This is a genomic window from Lacrimispora sphenoides (genome assembly GCF_900105215.1).
Taxonomy (GTDB): Bacteria; Bacillota; Clostridia; order Lachnospirales; family Lachnospiraceae; genus Lacrimispora; species Lacrimispora sphenoides_A.
The window spans coordinates 2,482,501-2,507,889 of record NZ_FOIP01000001.1; the positions used below are offsets into that span (position 1 = coordinate 2,482,501).

Annotated in this window: 20 protein-coding genes, 7 tRNA genes and 1 rRNA gene; 16 read left to right on the top strand and 12 right to left on the bottom strand. The window is 44.8% G+C overall.

Features of this window, described 5'->3' with window-relative positions; genetic code table 11:
• The first annotated feature begins 119 nt into the window (after nucleotides 1-119).
• From BMW45_RS11275 to BMW45_RS11290, 4 genes are all read left to right on the top strand, one after another.
• Nucleotides 120-3,011: ribosomal RNA gene (locus tag BMW45_RS11275) — 23S ribosomal RNA — on the top strand.
• A gap of 97 nt (nucleotides 3,012-3,108) precedes the next feature.
• Nucleotides 3,109-3,181, top strand: a tRNA-Gly gene (locus BMW45_RS11280).
• A gap of 239 nt (nucleotides 3,182-3,420) precedes the next feature.
• Nucleotides 3,421-4,293, top strand: a complete 873-nt coding sequence (locus BMW45_RS11285; RefSeq protein ID WP_092243471.1) for a damage-control phosphatase ARMT1 family protein — start codon at nucleotides 3,421-3,423, stop codon at nucleotides 4,291-4,293.
• A gap of 240 nt (nucleotides 4,294-4,533) precedes the next feature.
• A complete protein-coding gene (locus tag BMW45_RS11290) occupies nucleotides 4,534-5,097 on the top strand; it encodes an AAA family ATPase (RefSeq protein ID WP_092243474.1) in 564 nt (187 codons plus the stop codon).
• 293 nt (nucleotides 5,098-5,390) lie between these two features.
• Here BMW45_RS11290 and BMW45_RS11295 read toward each other — a convergent pair whose 3' ends face one another.
• Nucleotides 5,391-6,287, bottom strand: coding sequence for a helix-turn-helix domain-containing protein (locus BMW45_RS11295; protein ID WP_092243477.1), 897 nt, complete (start codon nucleotides 6,285-6,287; stop codon nucleotides 5,391-5,393).
• A 285-nt stretch (nucleotides 6,288-6,572) separates the two neighbouring features.
• Here BMW45_RS11295 and BMW45_RS11300 point away from each other — a divergent pair, with 285 nt between their 5' ends.
• The 8 genes from BMW45_RS11300 (at nucleotide 6,573) to BMW45_RS11335 (ending at nucleotide 15,898) form a co-directional block, all read left to right on the top strand.
• Entirely contained in the window at nucleotides 6,573-7,589 is a 1,017-nt protein-coding gene (locus BMW45_RS11300; RefSeq protein ID WP_092243480.1) for an ABC transporter substrate-binding protein, read from the top strand.
• An 82-nt stretch (nucleotides 7,590-7,671) separates the two neighbouring features.
• Nucleotides 7,672-8,631 (top strand): FecCD family ABC transporter permease, encoded by a 960-nt coding sequence (locus tag BMW45_RS11305; protein ID WP_242883116.1) that lies wholly within the window; start codon nucleotides 7,672-7,674, stop codon nucleotides 8,629-8,631.
• The gene (locus tag BMW45_RS11310; RefSeq protein ID WP_092243482.1) at nucleotides 8,628-9,626 is read left to right on the top strand and encodes a FecCD family ABC transporter permease; all 999 of its coding nucleotides are present in this window, start codon (nucleotides 8,628-8,630) and stop codon (nucleotides 9,624-9,626) included. Before BMW45_RS11305 ends, BMW45_RS11310 begins: the two co-directional genes overlap by 4 nt.
• Nucleotides 9,627-9,641: 15 nt before the next feature.
• The gene (locus BMW45_RS11315) at nucleotides 9,642-10,481 is read left to right on the top strand and encodes an ABC transporter ATP-binding protein (protein WP_092243485.1); all 840 of its coding nucleotides are present in this window, start codon (nucleotides 9,642-9,644) and stop codon (nucleotides 10,479-10,481) included.
• Nucleotides 10,478-10,828: an FMN-binding protein gene (locus tag BMW45_RS11320; RefSeq protein WP_092243488.1), complete on the top strand. Its 351-nt coding sequence runs from the start codon at nucleotides 10,478-10,480 to the stop codon at nucleotides 10,826-10,828. The genes BMW45_RS11315 and BMW45_RS11320 overlap by 4 nt, the downstream gene beginning before the upstream one ends.
• Before the next feature lie 978 nt (nucleotides 10,829-11,806).
• Nucleotides 11,807-13,534 (top strand): ABC transporter ATP-binding protein, encoded by a 1,728-nt coding sequence (locus BMW45_RS11325; RefSeq protein WP_092243491.1) that lies wholly within the window; start codon nucleotides 11,807-11,809, stop codon nucleotides 13,532-13,534.
• Nucleotides 13,534-15,390 carry an ABC transporter ATP-binding protein gene (locus BMW45_RS11330; protein WP_092243493.1) on the top strand — a complete coding sequence of 619 codons (1,857 nt, stop codon included), beginning with the start codon at nucleotides 13,534-13,536 and terminating at the stop codon, nucleotides 15,388-15,390. Before BMW45_RS11325 ends, BMW45_RS11330 begins: the two co-directional genes overlap by 1 nt.
• A gap of 79 nt (nucleotides 15,391-15,469) precedes the next feature.
• The gene (locus BMW45_RS11335; RefSeq protein ID WP_092243495.1) at nucleotides 15,470-15,898 is read left to right on the top strand and encodes a MarR family winged helix-turn-helix transcriptional regulator; all 429 of its coding nucleotides are present in this window, start codon (nucleotides 15,470-15,472) and stop codon (nucleotides 15,896-15,898) included.
• A gap of 139 nt (nucleotides 15,899-16,037) precedes the next feature.
• Here the strand turns inward: BMW45_RS11335 and BMW45_RS11340 are convergent, their stop codons facing one another.
• From BMW45_RS11340 to BMW45_RS11375, 8 genes are all read right to left on the bottom strand, one after another.
• Nucleotides 16,038-16,514 (bottom strand): hypothetical protein, encoded by a 477-nt coding sequence (locus BMW45_RS11340; RefSeq protein ID WP_092243498.1) that lies wholly within the window; start codon nucleotides 16,512-16,514, stop codon nucleotides 16,038-16,040.
• A gap of 13 nt (nucleotides 16,515-16,527) precedes the next feature.
• Nucleotides 16,528-17,379 carry an AraC family transcriptional regulator gene (locus BMW45_RS11345; RefSeq protein WP_092243501.1) on the bottom strand — a complete coding sequence of 284 codons (852 nt, stop codon included), beginning with the start codon at nucleotides 17,377-17,379 and terminating at the stop codon, nucleotides 16,528-16,530.
• A gap of 209 nt (nucleotides 17,380-17,588) precedes the next feature.
• Nucleotides 17,589-17,661: transfer RNA gene (locus tag BMW45_RS11350), tRNA-Lys, on the bottom strand.
• A gap of 3 nt (nucleotides 17,662-17,664) precedes the next feature.
• Nucleotides 17,665-17,736 (bottom strand) — tRNA-Gln (locus BMW45_RS11355).
• A 38-nt stretch (nucleotides 17,737-17,774) separates the two neighbouring features.
• Nucleotides 17,775-17,850, bottom strand: a tRNA-His gene (locus BMW45_RS11360).
• A gap of 33 nt (nucleotides 17,851-17,883) precedes the next feature.
• Nucleotides 17,884-17,957 (bottom strand) — tRNA-Arg (locus BMW45_RS11365).
• A 3-nt stretch (nucleotides 17,958-17,960) separates the two neighbouring features.
• A tRNA-Gly gene (locus tag BMW45_RS11370) sits at nucleotides 17,961-18,031 on the bottom strand.
• A gap of 47 nt (nucleotides 18,032-18,078) precedes the next feature.
• Nucleotides 18,079-18,153, bottom strand: a tRNA-Pro gene (locus BMW45_RS11375).
• Between the two features lie 472 nt (nucleotides 18,154-18,625).
• Between BMW45_RS11375 and BMW45_RS11380 the strand changes: the two genes are divergently transcribed.
• Entirely contained in the window at nucleotides 18,626-19,093 is a 468-nt protein-coding gene (locus BMW45_RS11380) for a methylated-DNA--[protein]-cysteine S-methyltransferase (protein ID WP_092243504.1), read from the top strand.
• A gap of 125 nt (nucleotides 19,094-19,218) precedes the next feature.
• Nucleotides 19,219-19,911, top strand: a complete 693-nt coding sequence (locus BMW45_RS11385) for a hypothetical protein (protein ID WP_092243511.1) — start codon at nucleotides 19,219-19,221, stop codon at nucleotides 19,909-19,911.
• 65 nt (nucleotides 19,912-19,976) lie between these two features.
• On the opposite strand, the gene BMW45_RS11390 is transcribed toward BMW45_RS11385, so the two are convergent.
• From BMW45_RS11390 to BMW45_RS11400, 3 genes are read right to left on the bottom strand one after another with little or no spacing between them, the layout of a single operon-like run.
• Entirely contained in the window at nucleotides 19,977-20,555 is a 579-nt protein-coding gene (locus tag BMW45_RS11390) for an ATP-binding cassette domain-containing protein (protein WP_092243514.1), read from the bottom strand.
• Between the two features lie 3 nt (nucleotides 20,556-20,558).
• Nucleotides 20,559-21,329 carry an ABC transporter permease gene (locus tag BMW45_RS11395; RefSeq protein WP_092243526.1) on the bottom strand — a complete coding sequence of 257 codons (771 nt, stop codon included), beginning with the start codon at nucleotides 21,327-21,329 and terminating at the stop codon, nucleotides 20,559-20,561.
• Between the two features lie 32 nt (nucleotides 21,330-21,361).
• Nucleotides 21,362-22,423, bottom strand: a complete 1,062-nt coding sequence (locus BMW45_RS11400) for an MqnA/MqnD/SBP family protein (RefSeq protein ID WP_092243528.1) — start codon at nucleotides 22,421-22,423, stop codon at nucleotides 21,362-21,364.
• 273 nt (nucleotides 22,424-22,696) lie between these two features.
• Between BMW45_RS11400 and BMW45_RS11405 the strand changes: the two genes are divergently transcribed.
• Together BMW45_RS11405 and ade are read left to right on the top strand one after the other, a co-directional pair.
• A complete protein-coding gene (locus BMW45_RS11405) occupies nucleotides 22,697-23,527 on the top strand; it encodes a purine-nucleoside phosphorylase (RefSeq protein WP_092243531.1) in 831 nt (276 codons plus the stop codon).
• A 15-nt stretch (nucleotides 23,528-23,542) separates the two neighbouring features.
• Nucleotides 23,543-25,294, top strand: a complete 1,752-nt coding sequence (gene ade / locus BMW45_RS11410; protein WP_092243534.1) for an adenine deaminase — start codon at nucleotides 23,543-23,545, stop codon at nucleotides 25,292-25,294.
• Nucleotides 25,295-25,389 lie beyond the last annotated feature (95 nt).

Sequence of the window (25,389 nt, forward strand, 5' to 3'; positions counted from 1 at the left end):
AACCAAACAAAACTCGTTAAAGTAACCGTAACGTACGGTGAAATAACAAACCTAAGACCAGAGATACAACGCTATGTATCTTAGATAAGTAGCCCGCACCCGCAGGTGAACATCGAATTGGTTAAGCTAATAAGAGCGCAGGGTGGATGCCTTGGCACTAAGAGCCGATGAAAGACGTGATAAGCTGCGAAAAGCTTCGGGGAGGAGCAAATATCCTTTGATCCGGAGATATCTGAATGGGGAAACCCAACTGAGCAAACCTCAGTTGTCGTATGGTGAATACATAGCCATACGTCGGGAACCCGGGGAACTGAAACATCTAAGTACCCGGAGGAAAAGAAAGAAAACTCGATTTCCAAAGTAGCGGCGAGCGAAATGGAAGGAGCCTAAACCAGTATGCGTGCATACTGGGGTTATGGACTGCAATAAGTGAGACGATTTGTTACCAGAACGGTCCTGGAAAGACCGGCCATAGAAAGTGAAAGCCTTGTATGGGAAAACAATAGTCAGCGAGCAGGATCCAAAGTACCACGAGACACGAGAAACCTTGTGGGAATTCGGGGGGACCACCCCCCAAGGCTAAATACTACTTAGTGACCGATAGCGCATAGTACTGTGAAGGAAAGGTGAAAAGGACCCCGGGAGGGGAGTGAAAGAGAACCTGAAACCCTGTGTTTACAAGCTGTGGAACCACGTTAAAGGTGGAACCGCGTACTTTTTGTAGAACGGTCCGGCGAGTTACCGTTACTGGCAAGGTTAAGCACTTAAGGTGTGGAGCCGAAGGGAAACCAAGTCTTAATAGGGCGTAGAGTCAGTAAAGGTAGACCCGAAACCGGGTGATCTACCCATGTCCAGGTTGAAGTTTCCGTAAAAGGAAATGGAGGACCGAACGCACATCCGTTGAAAAGGGTGGCGATGAGGTGTGGGTAGGGGAGAAATTCCAATCGAACCCGGAGATAGCTGGTTCTCCTCGAAATAGCTTTAGGGCTAGCCTCGTATTAGTCTGCCGGAGGTAGAGCACTGAATTTCCTAGGGGGCGTCAAAGCTTACCAAAGAATATCAAACTCCGAATGCCGGCCAGATGATGTACGGGAGTCAGACTGCACGAGATAAGTTGGGTAGTCAAAAGGGAAAGAGCCCAGACCACCAGCTAAGGTCCCAAAGTGCGTGTTAAGTGGAAAAGGATGTGGGATTTCACAGACAACTAGGATGTTGGCTTAGAAGCAGCCACACATTCAAAGAGTGCGTAATAGCTCACTAGTCGAGAGGTCCTGCGCCGAAAATGTCCGGGGCTAAAACACGACACCGAAGCTGTGGAATGTATATTTATATACATTGGTAGAGGAGCATTCTTAACGCACAGAAGCATTACCGTAAGGAGATGTGGAGTGTTAAGAAGAGAGAATGCCGGAATGAGTAGCGAGATGGAGGTGAGAATCCTCCAGGCCGAATATCTAAGGTTTCCAGAGTAAAGCTGATCTGCTCTGGGTAAGTCGGGGCCTAAGGCGAGGTCGAAAGACGTAGTCGATGGACAACAGGTTGAAATTCCTGTACCGCATATTATCAGAACTGTGGGGACACAGAACCGAAGAAGAACCCGGGAATGAAAAGACCGGGGCAAGCACTGGACTGGCTGGAATGGCAAATCCACCCAGCAACAGGAAGGTGTGACGCGTACCGAACACAAGTAGGGAAGTCTTCGTAGGGGCTGTCAAGAAAAGCCGCTATTGTGTAATATGTGCCCGTACCGTAAACCGACACAGGTGGATGAGGAGAGAATCCTAAGGCCGGCGGGAGAAGCATTGTTAAGGAACTCGGCAAAATGACCCCGTAACTTCGGGATAAGGGGTGCCTGGGAAACCAGGCCGCAGAGAATAGGCTCAAGCAACTGTTTAGCAAAAACACAGGTCTATGCAAAACCGAAAGGTGAGGTATATGGGCTGACGCCTGCCCGGTGCTGGAAGGTTACGAGGAGGGGTTAGCGGCAACGCGAAGCTCTGAATTTAAGCCCCAGTAAACGGCGGCCGTAACTATAACGGTCCTAAGGTAGCGAAATTCCTTGTCGGGTAAGTTCCGACCCGCACGAAAGGCGTAATGATTTGAGCGCTGTCTCAACAATGCACCCGGTGAAATTGAAGTACCAGTGAAGATGCTGGTTACCTGCGCCAGGACGGAAAGACCCCATGGAGCTTTACTCCAGCTTGATACTGGGATTCGGTACTGCATGTACAGGATAGGTGGGAGGCAGTGAAGATAGGACGCCAGTCTTATCAGAGCCGATGTTGGGATACCACCCTTGCGGTATTGGATTTCTAACCTGCAGCCATGACCTGGCTGGGGGACAATGTCAGGCGGGGAGTTTGACTGGGGCGGTCGCCTCCGAAAGGGTATCGGAGGCGCTCAAAGGTTCCCTCAGAATGGACGGAAACCATTCGAAGAGTGCAAAGGCATAAGGGAGCTTGACTGCGACACCGACGGGTGGAGCAGGTAGGAAACTAGGACTTAGTGATCCGGTGGTATAAAGTGGGATTGCCATCGCTCAACGGATAAAAGCTACCCTGGGGATAACAGGCTTATCACTCCCAAGAGTTCACATCGACGGAGTGGTTTGGCACCTCGATGTCGGCTCATCGCATCCTGGGGCTGTAGTAGGTCCCAAGGGTTGGGCTGTTCGCCCATTAAAGCGGTACGCGAGCTGGGTTCAGAACGTCGTGAGACAGTTCGGTCCCTATCCGGCGTGGGCGTAGGATATTTGAGAGGAGCTGTCCTTAGTACGAGAGGACCGGGATGGACTGACCTCTGGTGTATCTGTTGGCTATCAAAGCCATGGCAGAGTAGCCAAGTCGGGAAGGGATAAACGCTGAAGGCATCTAAGCGTGAAGCCCCCCTCAAGATGAGATATCCCATCGCAAGAGTAAGACCCCTTGAAGACGACGAGGTAGATAGGGCAGAGGTGGAAGCATGGCAACATGTGCAGCTGACTGTCACTAATAGGTCGAGGGCTTAACCAGGTTGGTTTAGGTAAGAGGAAAGAACGGATGAAAATAGATATGTAGCAATGTGTGGTTTTGAGGGTATATGTCTCAAGAAAAAGTTAATAAGAGATATGCGCGAGTGGCTCAGTTGGTGGAGTACGACCTTGCCAAGGTCGGGGTCGCGGGTTCGAGTCCCGTCTCGCGCTCTTTTTATTTGTAGCGGAAGTCTTTATTTTAAAGGACTTCCGCTATTTTTTTGTCTGGCAGCTTGTATACAGTTCCGCTTCTCTTTCCTTAAGTGGATTGTAGATATATCCAAGAGCAGTATTTAGATTGAAAATCCCTTGATATTCATGAAACTTTTTGTTACGCTGATATGTGCACGGTACGATATTATGGTATTAGAAATTGATAAATAAGAAATATAAACGAAAGAGGTATCATTATGAGATTACAGGATAAATGTTTACCATGTGTTGTTAACCAAGTTATTAAAGTAGCAAATATCACCGGAATTAATACAAAGGAAGAGTTATTAAGAGAAGTTTTTACTTATCTTAGCAAAATGAATTTTGATGAAACTACTCCAGAAATCATAGGTGAAATCTTTGAAATGATAAAAAGACATACGAATAATCCAGACCCATATAAAGAAACCAGAAATTACTACAATACTTTGTTTATGGAATTGTTACCTGAATTTGAGAGTAAGATTGAGCAGGCTGAAAATTCGTTTATGTCAGCAATTCGATATGCTATTGTTGGTAATATCATAGACTTCAATCCTATACACAATACGTTATTAGAGGATATTTATGATTGCTTTGAAAAAATGGAACAATTGGAATTAGCAATTGATGATTCACATGCACTAATGAAAGATATTTCAAATGCAGGAACTTTGTTATATTTAGGTGATAATTGTGGAGAAATCTGTATGGATAAGATTTTTTTAAAAAAAATTAAAGAACTAAATCCTAATGTAAAATTGCTATTTGGAGTACGAGGGAAACCTGTGGTAAATGATTCTATATCTGAAGACGCATATTCTGTAGGGATTGATGAATATGCAGAGGTTATAGATAATGGGGATGGTTCTCTTGGGACTGTCCTTAATCGAACGAGTCCTGCATTCAAAGAAGTTTATAAAAAGGCTGATGTAGTAATTGCCAAAGGGCAAGCAAACTATGAATGCTTGAGTGAAGAAAATAAAAATATCTATTTCCTATTGATGACCAAATGTGATGTAATTGCAAAAGATATTGGTGTTGAGGAAAAGAAAATGATTTGTATGAAAAACAAAGCTTGGAAAAACTAATAAACCGCCAGGAAAAGCGATATAAAATGGAAGTGGATAGAACCCATTTCTTTTAAGTATCTTATGGGTTGACTTATATGGAGCCATTGATGCTCGACATAATTTACAGTACATAAACAATCTGCCTTGATATTCCGGTTTTTATAACGGCATGGATATTTATTTGTGTGATAAAATGATTGTATTTTTTTAAGTGGAGCGTAATTATAGCTAGAATTTTTTCTTAAGGTGGTTAAAGATATGGCAAGAGGGATTATTATTTTTGGTTCAGCAGGTTCCGGGAAAACAACATTGGGAAAAATGGTCGCTAATAAGCTTGGTTTTCCATATTTTGATATAGACGATTATATATGGAGAAAAGATACTGATAAACCTTTCACAGTTATGTATACTCGTGATGAAAAGATTAATAGGTTAATGACAGATATATCGAAAGGAAATTACTTTGTGATGGCAGGTTCCATGGATAGCTTTAATGTACCATTTGTTCCATTGTTCGATTTGGCAGCACATATCACAGCATCTGTCGAAACAAGAATTGATCGGATTAATAAGAGAGAATATGAAATATTCGGAGAAAGAATCATGAAAGGTGGAGATATGTATGAGGGGCATTGCCGTTTTCTTGATAACTCAGCCAGATATGATTTGGATGGTTCTCCGTGTATGAAGACACATATGCAGTGGGCTAATTCTTTACCTTGTAAAGTGCTGCAGCTGAGCGGACATGAGGACTTAAACAAGAATGCCGTTATAATAGTTCAAGAATATTTAAAACTAAGTAAACAAAATGAGTGTTCATGAAATATATATATCTTTTAACCGGAGTGCTCTTTTTATTTGTAGCGGAAGCCTAGGTTATATCAGGGTTTTCGCTATTTTTGATATTTAAAAATGTCTTTTCGGAGATAGACAGGGGGTAGACATTAGACCGTGCCTTGCAGTTAATGGTATGGTCCGTCTTTTGTTGTCACATTACGCTTGCCGACTACCCAATCTGAGTGCTTCTTGGTACTTCTTTATTGAGTGCCAGCTAAGTCAGCCCCTTTGTTCTGGCGCCAACCTAGCAGCTTTTTAAAAGTTATTTTCGTGTCAAATTATCTTATCAGGAGGCGCGGAGGAATTCCGAACTTCTTTTGAAACGCCTCCGAGAAATGGCTTACGTTTGTATAACCCACAGCAAAGGCCGATTCACTCACGTTATGTTTCCCTTGCTCTAACAACGCAAACGCTTTTTCAAGCCGCTGTTCCCGAATAAACTCATAAACGGTTTTCCCAAAATATTGTTTAAAAGAACGTTTTAGCTTACAATCATTCATATGGATTATCCGGGATAATTCCAGCAATGTTGGGGGTGACTCCAGCCGATTCAGAAGAATCTCACGTGCATAAGCCAAACTATCCATATCTGCTCTGGATAGCTGGCTTTCATATTCCCTGCTGCTATCTATGCAAATCAACCTTTCTATATTAATGGATAACAGCTCTAAAACATAGCTTTCTAACAGAAGTCTGTTTATCTGATTCGCTTCTTTTATAAAACACATATCCAATTTATTTATAATGCTTTCTTCCCGGGCATCGCTTTTAAAGCCACAGCAGGAATATGTATCCTTTTGGAAAGAGTGGAACCCAATATTGCTTTTACCATAAACCGCTTCACAAGAGCCATCGAACGTGTATGGGCTAACCCATATAGAGTATAGCTGAACTTCTTCGCCACTGCTGTATTCTGATTGTGAGCAAGCCTCTCCTAAAAAACCCAGCGACGAATATCCGGGACGAAGCTCTACGGGCACACGATTAACCTCGCCGTATATGAAATTTTTTCGAGTATAGCTTAGTTCAAACACAGGAGCTGTGGTGCCAGATTGTCTCTTTGTATTATTAGAAAATATACCAGAGGATACCATGATATGTACATCTGGACGTATTGCAATTATTTCTTTCGGAAATATGTTTGATGATTCAAATTTCAACGGTAAATATGACATTCTATCAGTCCTTTGTAATGTCCGTCTTCGAACAAAGAAAATCTGCCGAGGGGCAGTAAACATTTTATTAATCTATTATATTATAGTTAGTTTGACCTAACTAGTCAATGGTTACTTTCTGAAACAAATGTCCAGTGCGTACTGCAAGAATACGACTGCCCCATACAATTCCGCTAAGGGGCAGAAAAGCTCCGCCTAAGGGCAGAAGGTAAGCCGGACTTTTTGTATACTTATCAGGGTTAGCTATGTCTAACTAAAATGACTATTTATACGAGGAGGTTAAAAGTGAAGAAACGACTTATGATTCCAATTTGTCTTATGCTGATGACGGCACTGGCCGCATGCTCGCCAGCGGTAGATCACTCACAAACATCAGAATCAACACCTTCCGCCCAGACTGCAGAAGCAGCAGGTCAAACTGGCGATACCATAACGGTTGAAGACATGAAAGGTCAAGTTGAAATACCCGCTAATCCGCAGCGTATTGTGGACGTTTCCGGTCTAGCAGATGAACTAATCATTTTGGACATGCCATTTATTGCATCAGCCAACACCAGTATGTATGATGGCATAACCGTTCCGGACTATCTACAGGAGTATTTCACCAATAACAAGATTGAAATCGTTGGCAACTATTCCGGAGCCGCCGCATCGGGTGATTTGAACCTTGAAAAAATTGCTGAGATAAAACCGGATCTTATTATTATGAATATCCGGCATGACAAGGTATATGAACAGCTTAAGGGTATCGCCCCCACGGTGATGATTAACGATGACATCAGCTATGTCAACTGGCGGGGACGCTTTCAGCAGTTAGGACAGTGGTTTGGGAAAGAGGACACTGTGACACAGTGGCTTGCTGATTATGACGCAAAGGCCGCTGAGCTTTCCGCAAAGGTTAAGGAAACGGTTGGCGAGGAAACCTTTGCTGTTGTGGAAGCCAATTCAGTGCATTTCGGTTCCTACTATGTTTATCGGACCGGAGGCCCGGGGGAACTGATATACGATGAATTGAAGCTGGCACCTTCCTCGGGAGTTCCGGAGGAGGTCTGGGGAGAAGTAGTTGATGCGGAGTACTTTTCAAAAATTGATGCGGATCACATCTTCTTTTTCAGTGATGACGGCCAGATTGGAGATACAGGAAACAGCCCTGTTTGGCAGAATCTAAAAGCAGTAAAGGCTGGAAATGTATATTTCGGTAAGAATGAGGCGCAATATAATATGGCATATACAGCAAACGGCAAACTGCTGTACATGGAAAAACTGGCAAACGCTATCCTCAACCGCAGCAATGTTGAATAATCCCAGGGCCCTGGCAAGCCCTGCGCCTATGCTTGTGCGATGGCTTCGGACCAAAACAGGCTTTGTTTTCGCTCTTGTTTTGATGGGGTGTGCGTTGTTGCTCTCTCTCCTGTTCTCAGCCAGCGTCGGTGTGGCAGGTGGGAATATTTGTATTTTAATAGATACGCTTTTTCATCCTGCAGCATCTTCCGACATAGGAAGAATTATGCTGGAGATGCGTATGCCCAGAGCATTGGCCGCCTGCTTTACCGGGGCGGGCTTTGCCCTTGCAGGCGGCGTGATGCAGGGTGTGACAAGGAATCCTTTGGCAGATGCCGGGCTTTTAGGAGTCAATGCGGGGGCTGGATTTTTCGTCGCTCTAACCGCAGTCCTTTTGCCGTCCTTGTCAAGCCTTGTTACGATGCTTTTCGCCTTTATAGGAGCGGCACTAGCCGTGTTGCTGGTATATGGGATAGGAATCGGCAAGCATAAATCCGGATCTATTCGGCTCATCTTGGCAGGAAGTGCTGTTTCCGCCCTGTTAACTGCATTGAGTCAGGGGATTTCCATCACCTTCGGACTTTCAAAATCACTGTCGTTTTGGACGGCTGGGAGCTTATCGGGCATTACATGGCAGAGCCTACTCCTGACCGCTCCGTGGATCGCGGGTGCAGGGCTTATCAGCCAGATTCTTTCTGGAAGGTTATCGGTGCTTGCCCTGGGAGAGGAAAGTGCAGCGGGACTCGGTGTAAACATATGGGCTGTTCGTCTGACCGGCATCGGAGTGGTGTTGATTTTGGCGGGGGCCAGCGTATCCTTGGTTGGCGGAATCTCATTCCTGGGGCTGATCGTGCCGCACATTGCACGATTCCTTGCCGGTGAGGATTATCGTAGGCTTTTGCCGGTATCCGCCCTGTTGGGAGCAATACTGCTTGTGCTGGCGGATATCGCTGCACGTTCCATTAACGCTCCTTTTGACACGCCGGTAGGTGCGCCGGTATCGGCCATTGGCGTTCCGTTCTTTCTGGTGCTGACGTACCGGAAGAAAGGAGCAGTTTTATGAAAAAGAAACACAGGCAAAAGTTAGTACCATTGGTTCTCCTGTTAGCGGTAATCGGGGCCATCCTGCTATCAATCAACTGCGGCTATACAAATATCCCTTATTCAAACGTAACTGCAAGCCTGCTCCATCCGGGCGCCCCGGATGCATCCGTAACTCTATTGAAAATTCGCCTACCCCGCATTATTCTTGCCGTCTTATGTGGAATGGGATTGGCACTGTCCGGCAGCACATTGCAGGCGGTGACAGAAAATCCACTGGCTGATCCGGGGGTATTGGGAATCAATGCGGGAGCTGGATTTACAGTAATGCTGTTTTTGACTTTTTTTCCCACCCTGCATATTAGCACCATGGTTTATCAGCCGCTTTTTGCCATGGCGGGTGGGTTATTGGCAGCGGGCATGCTATACGGATTTTCCAAAAGAAAGGGGAAGATCATTCCGTCTTATCTCTTGCTTGGCGGCATTGGTATTTCGGCCGGTTTTTCGTCCCTGATGCTGATTATGGCTGCCGACATGGAAAACAGCAGTTATCAGCTGGTTGCCAGATGGCTGGCAGGCAATATCTGGGGCACCAGCTGGTATCAGGTGAAGGCACTGCTTCCTTATTTGCTAATTCTGATTCCGCTGCTTCTTGCGAAAGCTGGTATTTTGGACTTACTGCTTTTGGGAGAAGAAGCATCCCTTGCATTGGGGGTTCGCGTGGAGAGGGAACGAAGAATCTTATTGATGGTGGCAGTGGCATTGGCAGCCAGCTGCATTTCCGTCAGCGGCGGAATCGGCTTTATCGGGTTGGTTGCCCCCCATATAGCAAGAAAATTTGTAGGCGGAAGGCACCATGTGCTCTTGCCTGTATCCATGTTGCTTGGGGGATTACTCCTGCTTTTTGCGGATACCATAGGGCGTTCTCTTTTTGGAGTCATTGAAATACCGGTTGGAATCGTGATTTCCGTTCTGGCCGCCCCCTATTTTCTCATTCTGCTTCGCAGGCAGGCATAAGGAGGTGAAAAAATCGTGCAATCATGTATTACAGCGGATAAATTGTCCGCCGGATATAACGGCATTTCGGTTTTCCGCGATATGGATATTGACATACCCGCTGGGAAGATAACAACGTTAATTGGCTCCAATGGCTCTGGTAAATCAACCATTTTGAAAACCATGTCCCGCCTTATCGTGCCGTCCGGCGGAGCAGTCTATCTGGAAGGTCAGCCCATTCACAGTATGCCAACCAAGCTGGTGGCACAAAAGCTGGCGCTCCTTCCCCAGGGCGCCCAGACGCCTGCCGGTATCACTGTGAGCGACTTAGTGGAATACGGGCGGTTTCCTCACCGCACCAAACTGTCAGGACTTACATCAAAAGATCAGGAAATCATCCGATGGGCGCTGTCCAGTACAAGCATGACAGAGCTTGCCGACCGGGAAATGGATCAGCTTTCTGGCGGACAACGGCAGCGGGGGTGGATTGCCATGGCATTAGCGCAAAAAACAGATCTCCTGTTTTTGGATGAGCCAACTACATATCTGGATATTTCGCACCAGTTGGAAATCCTACAGCTTTTGCGGAAATTAAATGAGGAACAGAGTGTTACTGTGGTTATGGTTCTCCATGACCTGAATCACGCCATTATGTTTTCCGATTATTTAGTGGCAATCAAGGCTGGAAAAAAGCATAGCGCCGGTTCGCCGGAGAATGTGATTACACCTCAGACGCTCCGGGAGGTTTTCGATGTGGAGGCGGCGGTGATTCGTCATCCTGTTCTGGCTGTTCCCGTATGTCTGCCTTACGGTGTGGGAGGACAGGTATTTCAAAAACAGAATCAGAAAAAGGGAAACGGAGGAAATGAACAATGAAAAAAATGACTTTAGCGATAGCTGCAGCATTGTGTATACTGGCACTTCTCGCCGGATGCGGCGGTTCCACGGATACCTATAAAGCCGGAACTTATACGGCTGCCGCCGAAGGCTATGCCGGTGATGTGGAGGTGGATGTGGAATTTGATCAGGATTCCATCCTTTCTGTAAAAGTAACCGATCACAATGAAACCGTTGGCTTTGGCGACAGAGCGATTGAAGAATTGCCCGCCAAAATTGTGGAGGAGCTAACCTGGGAGGTAGATGCGGTTGCCTCTGCTACGGTGACCAGTGATGCAATCAAGACTGCGGTAAAGGACTGCATAGAACAGGCTAAGAGTAAATAGTTGATAAGAGGTGAGTGAGGTTGAATTCATAAACTGCTGCAAAACATTCCACTGCAGGGGGAATCATGACCTTTGGACAAGAGAAAAAAGTGGCATATGCTGATTTGCTTGGTCTTTAAGCTGCATAAAGAAATAGCGTAGTAGTTAAAACTACTACGCTATAAAGTCTTACTTTAAGGGGGCACATCAGTTCGAGTTCAGTCTCACGCTTTTTTATTTGTAGCGAAAGCCTTAATTTAATAAGGTTATCGCTTTTTGTAATTTCAGTCTTTATACAGCTTAAAACAGGAAGTAGTTACAAAGATTTTAAAATAAAATTTTGTACTTGTAATATTTTAAAGAGTATGTATAATATAATAAAGAAAGGCAATCGCCACAGGGTGGTTGGCTAATTAGAAAAGCAAAGACTTTCCCGACCGGCCAAAGTACAGGGAAGGTCTTTTGCATTTAGCGACATGTCATAATGACGAATGTCAGCAGTGCTAGAAGGAACATACCAAAAGACATTAAGTCCTTAAAGTCAAAATTCTTCATGTGCAACACCTCCATTCTATGTAGAATCGAGGCCTACCACCCTATACACGATTGCCAGCAGTTTGTACCTGCCAGTATAATTATATGATCCAACTTGTAAATATACCAATAAAAAATGAAAATATCTGAAAAATCCCTCTCGGACAAAGTCATTGTCTGAGAGGGATTCTTAGTTTTATGAATAAAATTATTGGGAAATGATGCTGCAAGTTTTGATAGCTCTTTGATTTGCTTTATCCGGCTTCTTTAAAAAACCTCTGATTTGTGAATGCTATGGCAATAGTAAACCAGACAGAGGAGCGTAATATAGTGCCAGTCTGCCTTCATTTTTTAGAAAGGGTACTATAAAATCCATTGACAATTCAAAGAATCACGATATAATAGTTATGTGTGCAATTGTTGCAAGTGCAATAATTGCTACAACAACTAATACGGGAGCCTGATATGAAAAATTTAATTCTCTATGCAAAAAAGTACAAAAAAGAATTCATTCTTGCGATCATCTGTATTGAGGCGGAAACCATTTTTGAATTAGTTATTCCCATGATTATGGCTGACATCATTGATGTGGGAGTTGCAAACGGTGATAGAAATTACATATTTCTAAAAGGATTTCAAATGGTATTCTTTGCTGTTATTTCTCTTTTTCTGGGGCATGCATGCGCCCGGTATACCGCGATCTGCGGAAATGGTGTGGGAGCTCAGATCCGAATGGCAGAGTTTCAAAAAATGCAGACTTATTCTTTTGCTAACACGGACCGGTTCAGTACTCCTTCTCTTGTAACAAGGCTTACCAGCGATGTTACCACAATCCAAAATTCCATTACAAACGGAATGCGTCCTGGTTTTCGTTCTCCAGTGATGATGATGACTGCATTGATCGTTTCATTCCGGTTGAATGCCGAACTGGCTGTGGTATTTTTAATTGCAGCCCCCGTGCTGGCTGTCATTTTATTTACAATCATTAAAAACGTAAGACCCTTATACACAAAAATGCAGGGAGCCGTTGATCTTGTGAACCGGATCATTCAGGAGAATTTAATAGCCATCCGCGTGGTAAAGGCTTATGTCCGGGGCGATTATGAGATAAATAAGTTTAAAGAGGGAAGCATGAATTTACAGAATTCCTCCGAAAGGTCCTTTTCTCTGGCAGCCTTAAATATGCCTGCCTTACAGTTTGTTATGTACGGGACCATAATAAGTATCCTGTGGTTTGGCGGAAACCTGGTTATGATCGGTAACATGAAGGTAGGTGCCCTGACCAGCTTTCTTAGCTACGTATTGCAGGTGCTTAATTCTCTTATGATGTTTTCCAATGTTTTTCTTTTGTTTACCCGGTCCTTAACCTCATGGAAGAGGATTTCAGAAGTCTTAGAGGAAGAACCGACCATCAATGATGACCGCGCAAAGAATATCACCATCAAAGAAGGAAGGATCCGGTTTGAACATGTATACTTTAAATATAAGGAAGATGCAAAGGAATATGTGCTTTCCGACATTTCCTTTGAGATTGGGCCCGGTGAGACCGTAGGAATCATTGGCCAGACAGGTGCTGCCAAAAGTACTCTGGTGCAGCTGATTCCAAGGCTCTATGAGGTGACAGCCGGTAATATTATCATAGACGGCCATCCCATATACGAATTTACCCAGGACCACCTTAGGGATTCCATTGCAATGGTGTTACAGAAGAACACCCTTTTTTCCGGCTCGGTGAAGGAAAATCTTTACTGGGGAAAAGAGGATGCAACGGATGAAGAAATAGAAAGAGCATGCAGCATTGCCTGTGTTAACGAATTTATCGGCCGACTGGATCATGGATTTGATACGGAGCTGGGGCAGGGAGGTGTTAACGTCTCAGGCGGACAGAAACAGCGGCTGTGCATTGCGAGAGCGATATTAAAAGCGCCAAAGGTACTTATTCTGGACGATTCTACAAGCGCCCTTGACACCGAGACAGAAGCAAAGATTAAAGAGGGCCTGGAAAAATCTCTTCCCGGCATGACAAAGATCATTATCAGCCAGCGGATCTCCTCTATCATGGATGCCGATCAGATCATGATCCTTGATGACGGAAAAATAAATGCCATTGGAACTCATGATCAACTGCTGGCTGACAATGAAATATACCAGGATATTTATTTTTCCCAGCAGAAAGGAGGTGTCCAGTCCTAATGAAGAATACCGGACATGTAAGACCCCAAAACACAAAAAAAGCTATGGTAAAGCTTTTTAAATACATCGGCCATTATAAGCTTTCCATGCTGGCCATAGCGATCCTGGTCAGCATCAGTGCATTTTCCGGAATCATGGGAACCTATCTGCTGAAACCGGTCATAAACGAATACATTCTGCCGGGTAATATACCCGGTCTTGTGAGAATGATTGTTATCATGGGACTTATCTATCTGGCGGGAGCTATTTCCTGTCTGATTTATAGCCGGATGATGGTCCACGTTTCCCAGCAGGTGGTCAGTGAGATAAGGATAGACTTATTTCGCCATACCCAGAAGCTTCCTTTAGAATTTTTTGATACCCATACACACGGGGATTTAATGAGTCATTTTACAAATGATGTCGACACCATCTCGGAAGCGCTCAACAACAGCTTTACATTGCTGATCCAGAGCTTTATCACTTCTACAGGTACCATTATCATGTTAATTCTCCTGGACTGGAAGCTGTCATTAATCGTTGTATTTTTTCTCTTTATTATGTTAATATATATTCGTCACAATGGGACGCTGAGCAAAAGATATTTTGTAGAACAGCAGAAGAATCTGGGAAATATTAATGGTTACGTTGAGGAAATGGTGGAAGGGCAGAAAGTAGAAAAGATTTTCCGCCATGAAAAACAGGATTTAAAAAAGTTTTGTGAGCTGAATGAGAAATTGAGGATCTCTTCGACAATGGCCGCAACTTATACAGGCATTACCGTTCCTACGATAGTTTCCCTTTCTTACATTAATTATGCCATTTCTGCCTGTGTAGGCGGATTGTTCGCTCTGTCCGGGCTGATTAATATGGGAACTCTGGCCTCTTATCTGGTTTATGTCAGGCAGAGTGCCATGCCTATGAACCAGTTTACCATGCAGATCAATTTTCTCATGGTAGCGCTGGCCAGCGCAGAAAAGATCTTTAATATGATGGAGGAAGAGCCTGAAAATGATGAAGGAACCGTCACTTTAAAGAGGGTGGAGCAGGAGGCAGATGGGAGCCTTAAGGAAACGGATATTTATACCGGTTCGTTTGCCTGGAAAGTTCCTGACAGAGATCACGGATATCTTCTGGTCCCTTTAAAGGGAGATGTCCGGTTTCACGATGTGGTTTTCGGTTATACAGGCGGAAACACTATTTTAAACAGCATCAGCCTGTATGCCAAGCCTGGTCAGAAGATCGCATTCGTTGGTTCTACCGGCGCGGGAAAAACGACTATCATCAACCTTATTAACCGATTTTACGAATTAAATGGGGGCACCATAACCTACGATGGAATCGATATCCGAAATATAAAAAAAGATGATTTAAGGCGTTCCATCTCTCTGGTCATACAGGATACCCACTTATTTACCGGAAGCATTGCAGATAATATCCGGTATGGAAGACTGAATGCTTCCCGTGAAGACATACTGGCTGCCGCAAAAATCGCAAATGCGGATTCCTTTATAAGACGTCTTCCCAATGGATACGATACTATGTTAGAAAGTGACGGCAGCAATTTATCGCAGGGCCAGAGGCAGCTGATTGCCATTGCCAGGGCTGCCATATCACAGCCGCCTGTTCTTGTCATGGATGAAGCCACCAGCTCCATTGATACACGAACAGAAAAACTCATAGAAAAAGGGATGGATGCCCTTATGAAAGACCGGACGGTATTCGTCATTGCCCACAGGCTTTCCACCGTAAGAAACTCAGATGCCATCTTGGTTCTTGAAAAAGGAGAGATTATTGAGCGGGGCAGTCATGACGAATTGCTGCAGGAAAAAGGTAAGTATTATCAACTGCATACAGGGCAGTTTGAATTAGAATGATGAGATGAAAGCGTAGAAGGGCACAACCGTTTCATGACTTATTTGTGCCCTTTGCGAAGGGAAAGGAGTGATAAAATATATGAAGCAACATAGTGTAAGAGAACTATTGGTTCGTGAAGAAAAGGCCAGGAAGCAGATTATTTCACCGCTTCTGTCAAATATCGGATTGACGCCTGGACAGGGACAGGCAAGGATTTTATATAATCTTTTACAAAAAGACCATATCACCCAAAAAGAGCTGGCAGACCGATGCCATTTCGATACGGCCACCTTGTCAAGAAATATAGACAAACTGCAGGATATGGGGTTTCTTCTCAGGGAAAATAATCCGGACTGCAGACGTTCCGTTCTAATCAGTCTTACAGAAAAAGGGGTTGCTGAAGCAGAAGAGGTAAGAAAAGTTTTTCAGCAGTTTGAAGAACTTATCTGCGACCATATACCAGAAGACGAAATAGCTGTATTCTGTAAAGTATTAATGAAAATGTGCGACAATCTGGAAGCATATTAAATTCCGGTAAGTATGTAAATAAAGAGTGTTCAGCACAATATCATGAAATCAGCGGCCATTTCGCGCAGAGACTGCCTTTTGGGATACCTCCATAGCAGTCTATGCCCTTTGAATGATTGGCCGCTGTTACATGCAATTATTATGCGTTTAACTCCTTTTCTAGGAATGCTTTGATATAAGGGGTGGTTTCTTCACTTAATGCAGGCATGAATGCCATGTAGCGGCATTTTCGATGATGTTCCTCATCTAACAGGAAGTCATATCCCTTGGGACACTTAGAGTTGCATTCCTCCGGATTTATTAACCGCTTACACACAGACGCTTTTTTGATTTCTTTTTTCATTATTTCTGGCAAAGTATTTAAAAAGGTTTCATAAGCTTTTACATGCTCCGGATATATTCGCAATCTCATTCCTGCTTTCCGAGACACAAAAGTTGCTAAGACTTTTTTTGTAGTCTCTGGTTTATAAGAAGCGATAAATCCATTTTTAGCAGGCTTGATTTCACATTTACAATTATTTTGTGTAAGATAATCATTTATTTGTACAACGAAATCTTTATAACGATCATCTACTGCTTTAAGAAAAACATTAAAGTTTTCATTTGTCCTATCCAAGATGCCCTCCTGATTATTTTTTAATTACGGGAATCCACACTTCAAATCTTGCATTTTGAGGGTCAGGGTTTAAATAGACCTCAATATCCGGTCCATTATCATATTCGTATCCAGAAGTGGGAAGCCATTCGGTGACAATTCGCTTTTCTAGTTCTTGTATCGCCTGGGGGCAATGGCCTTCTCCGGAGAATATGGCCCAGGTGAAAGAGGGAACCGTATATTCTTCCAAAGTATCATCAATTTCTTTTGTACTGGCTGCGGCTATAAAGTACTGCCATTCTTCCAGGTCATTGCAGATGCTGACTCCTAATATTCCGCTAGGGCATCCATTTGCCATGGAGGCTAATTTAGGAATCGTTCCGTCCATGGCTGCCTTGTTCCACATTTGAGGTACAATTTCAAAATTCTTTTCAATTTCCCGGTACAGGGATTGTGCAGTGCCTACAATCCGAAATGGATCCTTCTTTTCAATTCGATAATTCAATTCATCCACTCCTTTTATAATAATTTTGAAGCTGATAGGTGGATATGATTTTACGGTTGCACCGCTTTCTCTTAAACGAGATGGCGCTACTCCATGGATGCTTTGAAATGCCCGGTTAAAGGCAGTGGGAGAGTGATATCCATATTTAAGAGCAACATCAATAATTTTATTATCCCCGTTCTTCAGATCCACCGCTGCCAAGGACATACGCCTGCGCCGGATATATTCAGATAAAGGTACATTTGCCATATATGCGAACATTCTCTGAAAATGATAAACAGAACAACATGCGATTTTCCCCAACTGCTCATAGTCTATATTTTCCGTTAAATGTTCCTCAATATAGTTTATTGATTTGTTTAATCCCTCAATCCATTCCATAAAATCAATCCTTTCTTTTGCATTATATTTGTTATCGGTTTGTTCGTCCTCTCTTTTTATGCACAAATAAGAGAGGAGAGAGGAGTGAATGCCATGATTCTATTATAGTTTTTTAGGGACATATTAACAATCACCTTTTATATTACACGCGTGTAAATAAAAAAAGAGCGGGAAATCAAATGATTTCCCGCTCTTTTTCGATGCATTCATGAGACACCGGGGACTCGAACCCCGGACAACTTGATTAAAAGTCAAGTGCTCTACCACCTGAGCTAGTATCCCATACTGGGCTAGTTGGATTCGAACCAACGACTGCAGGAGTCAAAGTCCTGTGCCTTACCGCTTGGCGATAGCCCATTAAAACTTGTGATAAAAAAAAATTCCCTAAAAGGGAAAGGTGAGTACAGGGATTCGAACCCTGGGCCTCCAGAGCCACAATCTGGCGCGATAACCACCTTCGCCATACCCACCATAAATTTTCACACCTTGGTTAGAGATGTGAAACGAGCCTGAAGGGATTCGAACCCCCGACCCACGGCTTAGAAGGCCGTTGCTCTATCCAACTGAGCTACAGACTCAAAAGCGGGTGATGGGAATCGAACCCACGTATCCAGCTTGGAAGGCTGGTGTTCTACCATTGAACTACACCCGCAAAAGGTAAGAGAAACTAAAACTACCATTGACGGTTTTTCTCTTGAATCGGGGTGACAGGATTCGAACCTGCGACCCCCTGGTCCCAAACCAGGTACTCTAGCCAAACTGAGCCACACCCCGATAGTGAAAGTATTTTCTATCTTTCGCTTGGTTGCTTTTCCGCAACGCAAGAGTTATTATATATGATGGATATCATTTTGTCAACATTATTTTAGAAAAAAATTCAAATTCGTAATTAAGCCTGTATTTATGCGGTTTTTTAGGAAAAATGGCCCTGAAATGGGAGGAACCGGCAGGTACATAAAATGTTCCTGCCGGTTGAGTATGAAAAATAAAAAGTCAATGTTAAAAGGGTGGGGTTCCTTTACAATATTTAGTATACGCGGAAAATATGACCGAAGTTTGACTAAGCCATAAACATTTCATAAAAAGACTAAAAGAATTATGAGAAATATTTGAAAAAACAGATAGCTTACTACTTTCGGCCTTGGAACAATGAATGAAAGAAGAGGTCGTCTCCTAGCTTTGCATATGATATAATGTAATTAGATGAAAACATGGTACCGTTCATAAGAGAAAGAAGGAATTTTATATGAAGTACTGGGAAGTTTATGAAAGTAAAATAGGACCTCTTACCATTCTATGTGATGATGAAGCGCTTCTAAGAATTGATTTTGGGCGGACGGAGCCTTTGAATGCCGTAAGGGAGCGGACAGAACTGATCCGGAGAGCAGAAGGCCAATTGGAGGAATATATGGCTGGAAAGAGAACAGTGTTTGATCTGCCTCTTAAGCCGGAGGGAACGGAATTTCAAAGAAAGGTTTGGAATGCTTTGTTGCTGATTCCATACGGAGAGACGAAAAGCTATAAGGATATTGCGGTCATGATTGATAATCCCAAAGGCTGCCGTGCGGTTGGCATGGCAAATAACCGCAATCCCATACCTGTCATCATTCCCTGCCACCGGGTGATAGGGGCCACCGGAAGCCTCATAGGATATGGCGGAGGCCTGGATATTAAAGTGAAGTTACTGGATCTGGAGCGCACAGAAGCTTCCTAATATAATTATTAAGAATTTTTGGTGATTCTTTCAGTTCCTTTAATCCCCTATACATTTGATGCAGATAATGTTATAATCCTCATCGTCACCAGGAATGAGTTTGATGATAATGAGGAGTGATTAAAATGAGAAAAAACAAAATGTTGGCAGTAATAGCCATCGCCATGGCAGTTATGATGGCGGCTACGGGCTGTGGATCAAAAGATAATGGGAAATCCTCGCAGGATAATCCTACAGAAGTAAGTGCTGCCGAGACGAAAGTAGCAGGTACAGATGAGACTACGTTAGGTGAGGATGAATCTGATAGTGAGGAAGACGGAACAAACGAAACCACCGAAACCACTGCTTCTGATGCAGGAAACTTAACTTCCGGCGTCTTTACATCGAAATCTGGAAAATATCAGATTACACCGCCCGAGGGCTGGACCATTGAAGACGATGGAGATGAAAGCTCAGTCGCATTCACCTCTCCCAATGGCAATGATCTGCTGGAAGTTGTCTATGTAGAAGGAGATGACGCCGACGGAGCCAGAGAAGTCTATCCGGCTACCATGGAAGAATACAAGGAATTTGTCAGCCGTGGTGAGGATATGGAATTTGTCCGCTATAATGTAGAAAACGGCAGCGACGGAAGCCAGACATTCCGCTATGCAATCCGGTATAAGACGAATCAGGATGGAGTCCGTTATTATGCAATTTCCGGTTCCTACAATGCTGCTACGAAGAAGTACATCAGTGCAGCAGGAACGATTGAATCACCGGACACTGCGGTAGAAGGTCAGATTGAAGCAGCACTGGATACTTTAAAACTGAAATAAAACTGAAAAGTAAGATAAGAATTAAACAGGGGCAAAAGCAGGAATATCTGCTTTTGCCCCTGTTTTTACAGTTTTATAAGGGTGCCGTTAAGGAGTGGCACATCCTCCTCCTGGTGGGTGCTTATGATGACAAGCTTGTCACGGGTCTTTTCTTTGATGTATTGAATTACGGTTCGTTTTGTGTTCTCATCAAGACCGGTAAAGGGTTCGTCCATTAAAATCATATCACAAGGGACTGACAAGGCTCTTACAATGGCAACCCGGCGCTTCATTCCCCCGCTTAAGGTAGACACGGGGCGGGACAAGGCCTCTTCCGGAAGAAGCCTTAAAAGCTCTTCTCTGGCCTGTTTTCTGCTTCGGGAGGAACGACCGGGGATTACCATGGTAATGTTGTCTACCGGGGTAAATGACTCACACAGACGGTTCTCCTGAAACACGGCGGAGGCTCTTGTGCCCTGAAGTCCTTCCATGGATCCGGAGTCGGCCTCTTCTAGTCCCAGAAGGATCCGGAAGAATGTGGTTTTTCCGGATCCTGAGGATCCCATGAGACAGTAGACCTGGCCGGAATGAAGGGATAGATTTACCTGCATAAATACTTTAAGAGTCCCAAAGGATTTGGACAGATGATTTACCTTTAATTCCATGGATCAGACCTCCTTTCTTTTATGGGATTTCCGGCCGGGACTTGCAAGGTTTAAAAGCCATAAAAAGAATTTTTCAAAAAGGGCGCTAATGACGATAATAACCAGGGTCCAGGCAAAAAGGTCCGCAGTACTTAAATAAATTTTTGCCATATAGAGTTTTTCGCCGATGGAATGGCTTGGGACGCCGATCACCTCGGCGGCAACCCCGGATTTCCAGCCCATGCCCAAAGCCACCCTGCAGCCGCTTATGAGGTAGGGAAGAAGGGCGGGGCGGTATATATAAAGGAGCTTCTTTTTGCCTTGCATACGGAACACCCGGGCCATTTCCAAAAGCTTTGGATCGGTACTCATAAATCCTGCTATGGTATTTATGTAAATGATGGGGAATACCACAAGAAAGGCGATAAAAACGGACAAATTTTCAGAACCTACCCAGATCAGGGCCAGTATGACAAAGGAAGCTACCGGAACCGATTTTATCAGGGACATAAGCGGTTCCAGCAAATCCCTTAAAAGGGGGAAACGCCATGCAGCTCCCCCGGCCAGGATTCCTGAGCCAAAGGCCATAAGGAATCCAAGGCTTATCTTTCCAAAGGAGAGGGCAATGGTTAGCCAGAAGCCGGACTTGGCCCCCTGGACCCATAAAGCCTGGATCACCTCCAAAGGGCCTACCAGTATGATGCTGTTGTGCACGGACAGGCTTACTGCCTGCCACGCAAGAAGCCAGAGAAAGATGATACCGGCCTTTTTAGCCGGGAGGGCTGTTGGTTTCATAATGGGATTCTCCTTATAAAGCTTTACCTTTATTATGGCATATAGTAGAAGTCATCGGCTGGCAGTGTTCCGCCTACGGAAGACGGCTCCATATCGAAAAGAACTTTTAAGTATCCGCTAAGCAGAGATTTCATCTGGTCTCCGTCTACATAGGTGATGCTGCAGTATGGGATGGCCTTTTCAGCAACCGGGGCTTTTTCAATGATTCCGGCAGCAGCCACCAGAGCTGCGGTTTCGGCTACATTGGCATTGGCAAATTCCGCAGATTCCTTATGTTCCGCCATAAAGGTGGCAATGGCATCCCCATGGTCTTTGATCACGTCATTCCGGCAGATGGTAACCCCGGTCACCAGACTGCCGCCGCTTTCACCGGCTGTGGCATCCCACTCCTTTGTTAAGTCAAGAACCATTTTAAGGGAGTCATTCTGAGCCATGGCAGCTGTTACAAAGGGTTGGGGAAGAAGACCTACTGCATCAGGCTTTTCCTTCAGGATAGAAACGACCTCAGCGGCTTCGGATTTATATTCCAGGGTTACGTCGTCAGCGGTTAAGCCGCTGGCTTTAAGCACATGCTGAAGGGCATAGTCCGGTGTGGTTCCCTTGCCGGTCAAGTAAACGGTCTTACCCTTTAAGTCTGCGGCTGTTTTAATGGAATCATCGGCGGATACCCCGTAGAGAACACCCAGGGTGTTAATATCCAGGACGGTCACCTCATGATTGGTTTTGTTATAAATAATAGAGGCCATATTGGCAGGTACAAGGGCGACATCCAATTCTTTGCTTACAATTTTTCCAAGGAGTTCGTCAGCAGCGGTTACCATGGTAAAATCATAGGAGCCTTCTGCATTGCCTTTTTCAGACTGGTCCATCAGCTTTACAAGGCCCATAGAGGTAGGCCCTTTTAAGGAACCGATCTTTAAGGTATAACGATCAGCAGGTTCTTGGGCTTTTGACGTTTCTTCTGCTGTCTCAGAGGTGGATTCCTTTTCAGAGACTGATGTTGCCTGGGGGTTTTCAGCGCCGCCCTTTGCACAGCCGGAGAGTACGGCAGCCGTTACGGCAAACGCCATCAATAGGGATAATGTTTTTTTCATAATGATCCTCACTTTCTGTCCGTACCTGTTATAGTTCTTTTTTCTTTACGTCCATCAAAAAATCCCACACCAAAAGGCATGGGATATCCGGTTTACGTATTCTCCTCGCCTTCGCCGTCAGGGATCCTTCCGGGTTAGTACGAACACCTTCAGTATATCATTATTCCCCCATATTTGTCAAAATATAGATACAGATATATTGGCAGATGTGGTATACTGTATATACCTATGACGATCAAGTCTGACGGTAACAATGAAAGGAGAAAATGGTATATGAATGAAGTATATGCAAAGCTTAAAAATTGTTTGGAAAGTGTGCGGGAGAAGACTGACTTTGTCCCGGAGATAGCTCTGATCCTGGGGTCCGGCCTTGGGGAATATGCAGAGGAGATAAAGGTTGAGACCTCCATTGATTATAAAGACATTGAAGGATTTCCGATTTCAACGGTGGCAGGCCATAAAGGAAGGTTTGTATTCGGATATGTAAATGATGTTCCGGTGGTTATCATGCAGGGACGGGTTCATTTTTATGAGGGATATCCAATGACGGATGTGGTGCTTCCGGCCAGGCTTATGGGACTTTTAGGAGCAAAGGTCCTGTTTTTAACCAATGCCTGCGGCGGTGTTAACAAAGAGTTTAAGGCGGGTGATTTCATGCTCATAAGGGATCATATCGCGAGCTTTGTTCCGTCTCCGTTAATTGGGGCAAATTTAGAAGAGCTGGGACCCAGATTCCCGGATATGAGTGATGTTTATAGCAGAGAGCTTCAGCAGACCATCAGAGAGGCTGCAGGAGGAGAAGAAATCGGCCTTAGAGAGGGTATTTACATGCAGCTTTCCGGTCCGGCGTATGAATCTCCGACAGAGGTACAGATGTGCCGCATTCTGGGAGCTGATGCGGTAGGAATGAGCACAGCCTGTGAAGCAGTTGCAGCAAACCACATGGGGATGAAGGTTTGCGGCATTTCCTGTATCACCAATATGGCCTGCGGCATTACGGATCAGCCTTTAAGCCATGGAGAGGTACAAGAGACGGCAGACCGGGTTGCACCTTTGTTTAAAAGATTGATTACGGCATCTATTACAAAGATCGCAGGTAAATAAAAGGAGGAGTTTCTTATGGATCGGTTGTTAGCTGAACGGGTTTTGGCAGCATCAGGGGCAAAAAAGGCGTCCCTGGTGCTAAAGAATGCCAGGGTGGTCAATGTTTTTACGGCTGAGCTGGAAAACGGAGATATTGCCATCGAGGAAGGTTACATAGTAGGAGTTGGAGAATATGAGGGACAGACAGAGATCGAGCTGGGGGGCGCGGTGGTTTGTCCAGGACTGATTGACGGCCATATTCACCTGGAAAGCTCCATGGTTGCACCGGGAGAATTTGAACGCTCTGTGGTGCCTCATGGGACTCAGGCGGTTATTACGGATCCTCACGAGATCGCCAATGTGGCGGGAGCGGAAGGGATCCGCTTTATGATGGAGCGGACGAAGGGACTTACCCTTGATGTGTATTTCATGCTCCCCTCCTGTGTACCGGCAACAGGACTGGATGAATCGGGTGCTGTCCTGGCGGCTGAGAATCTTTCCCCTCTCTATGAAGAGGAGCGGGTGCTGGGCCTTGCAGAGCTTATGAACTCCTACGGAACCGTAAGGGCAGACCGTGGAATCCTTGATAAGATAGAGGAGGCCAGGAACAGGAATCTCTTAATTGACGGTCATGCTCCCGGGCTTACCGGCAGGGAGCTTAATGCCTATGTGACTGCCGGAGTGCAGTCGGACCATGAATGCTCCGATTGGGAAGAGGCCGTGGAAAAGCTTAAGAGAGGCCAGTGGATCATGATCCGGGAGGGCACGGCAGCCAGGAATTTAAATGCCCTTATGCCCCTGTTTAAGGAGCCGTATTACCACCGCTGCATGCTGGTTACTGATGACAAGCATCCAGGGGATTTGATCCGGCTGGGGCATTTAGACTATATCATTAAGAAGGCCATTAGCCTGGGTGCTGATCCGGTTCATGCGGTCATGATGGCATCCCTTCATCCGGCTGGGTATTTCGGGCTTCGGGATGTAGGAGCCGTTGCACCGGGATATAAGGCAAACTTTATTGTTGTTTCCGATCTCAATGAATTTGAGGTAAAGCAGGTATATAAAAATGGAAAGCTGGTGGCGGAAAACGGAGCAATGAAGGAGGAAATCCTTGCAGCTGAAGAACGGAGCGTGGAAACGCCTGTCAGAGTGGGAGATTCCTTCCATTTAGACGAGATTCGTCCGGAAGATTTCCATATAAAGAAAAAAGGCAATACCATCCGGGTAATTTGTCTCACTCCCGGAGAGCTTACCACCAAATCCCTTTTGGCCCCATGGGTAGAAAAGGTGGGGGTCGCTCCCGGCGTCAACATTGAGCAGGACATCGTGAAAATGGCAGTGCTGGAACGCCATCATAATACCGGCCATATGGGACTCGGCTTTTTAGGGGGGTATGGCTTAAAACGGGGCGCAGTGGCCACCAGCATTGCCCACGATTCCCATAACCTGATTGTTGCAGGGACCAATGATGAAGATATGGCTCTTGCTGCCAACATTGTGAGGAAGAACCGGGGCGGCCTGGCGGTCGTGGCCGATGGAAAGCTTTTAGGTGAGCTGCCTCTTCCCATTGCAGGTCTTATGAGCGAGGAGCCGGCTGAATGGGTGGATGAAAAGCTGGAAGAACTAAAGGCCCAGACTAGAAGTCTTGGAATCGGTGACAGCATCGATCCTTTCATGACCCTTGCTTTTGCAAGCCTTCCGGTAATTCCCGAGCTGCGGCTGAATACATATGGCCTTATTGACGTAGAGAAACAGGAGATTTTAGAGACAATTATTTCCTGTATGTGAAAAAGAACAGGAAATCGGTAAAAAAATATTGATAGAAATATAACGATGTGCGATAATGTTCCAAAAGGGCAATTGAATGTAAGGTAATAAATTTG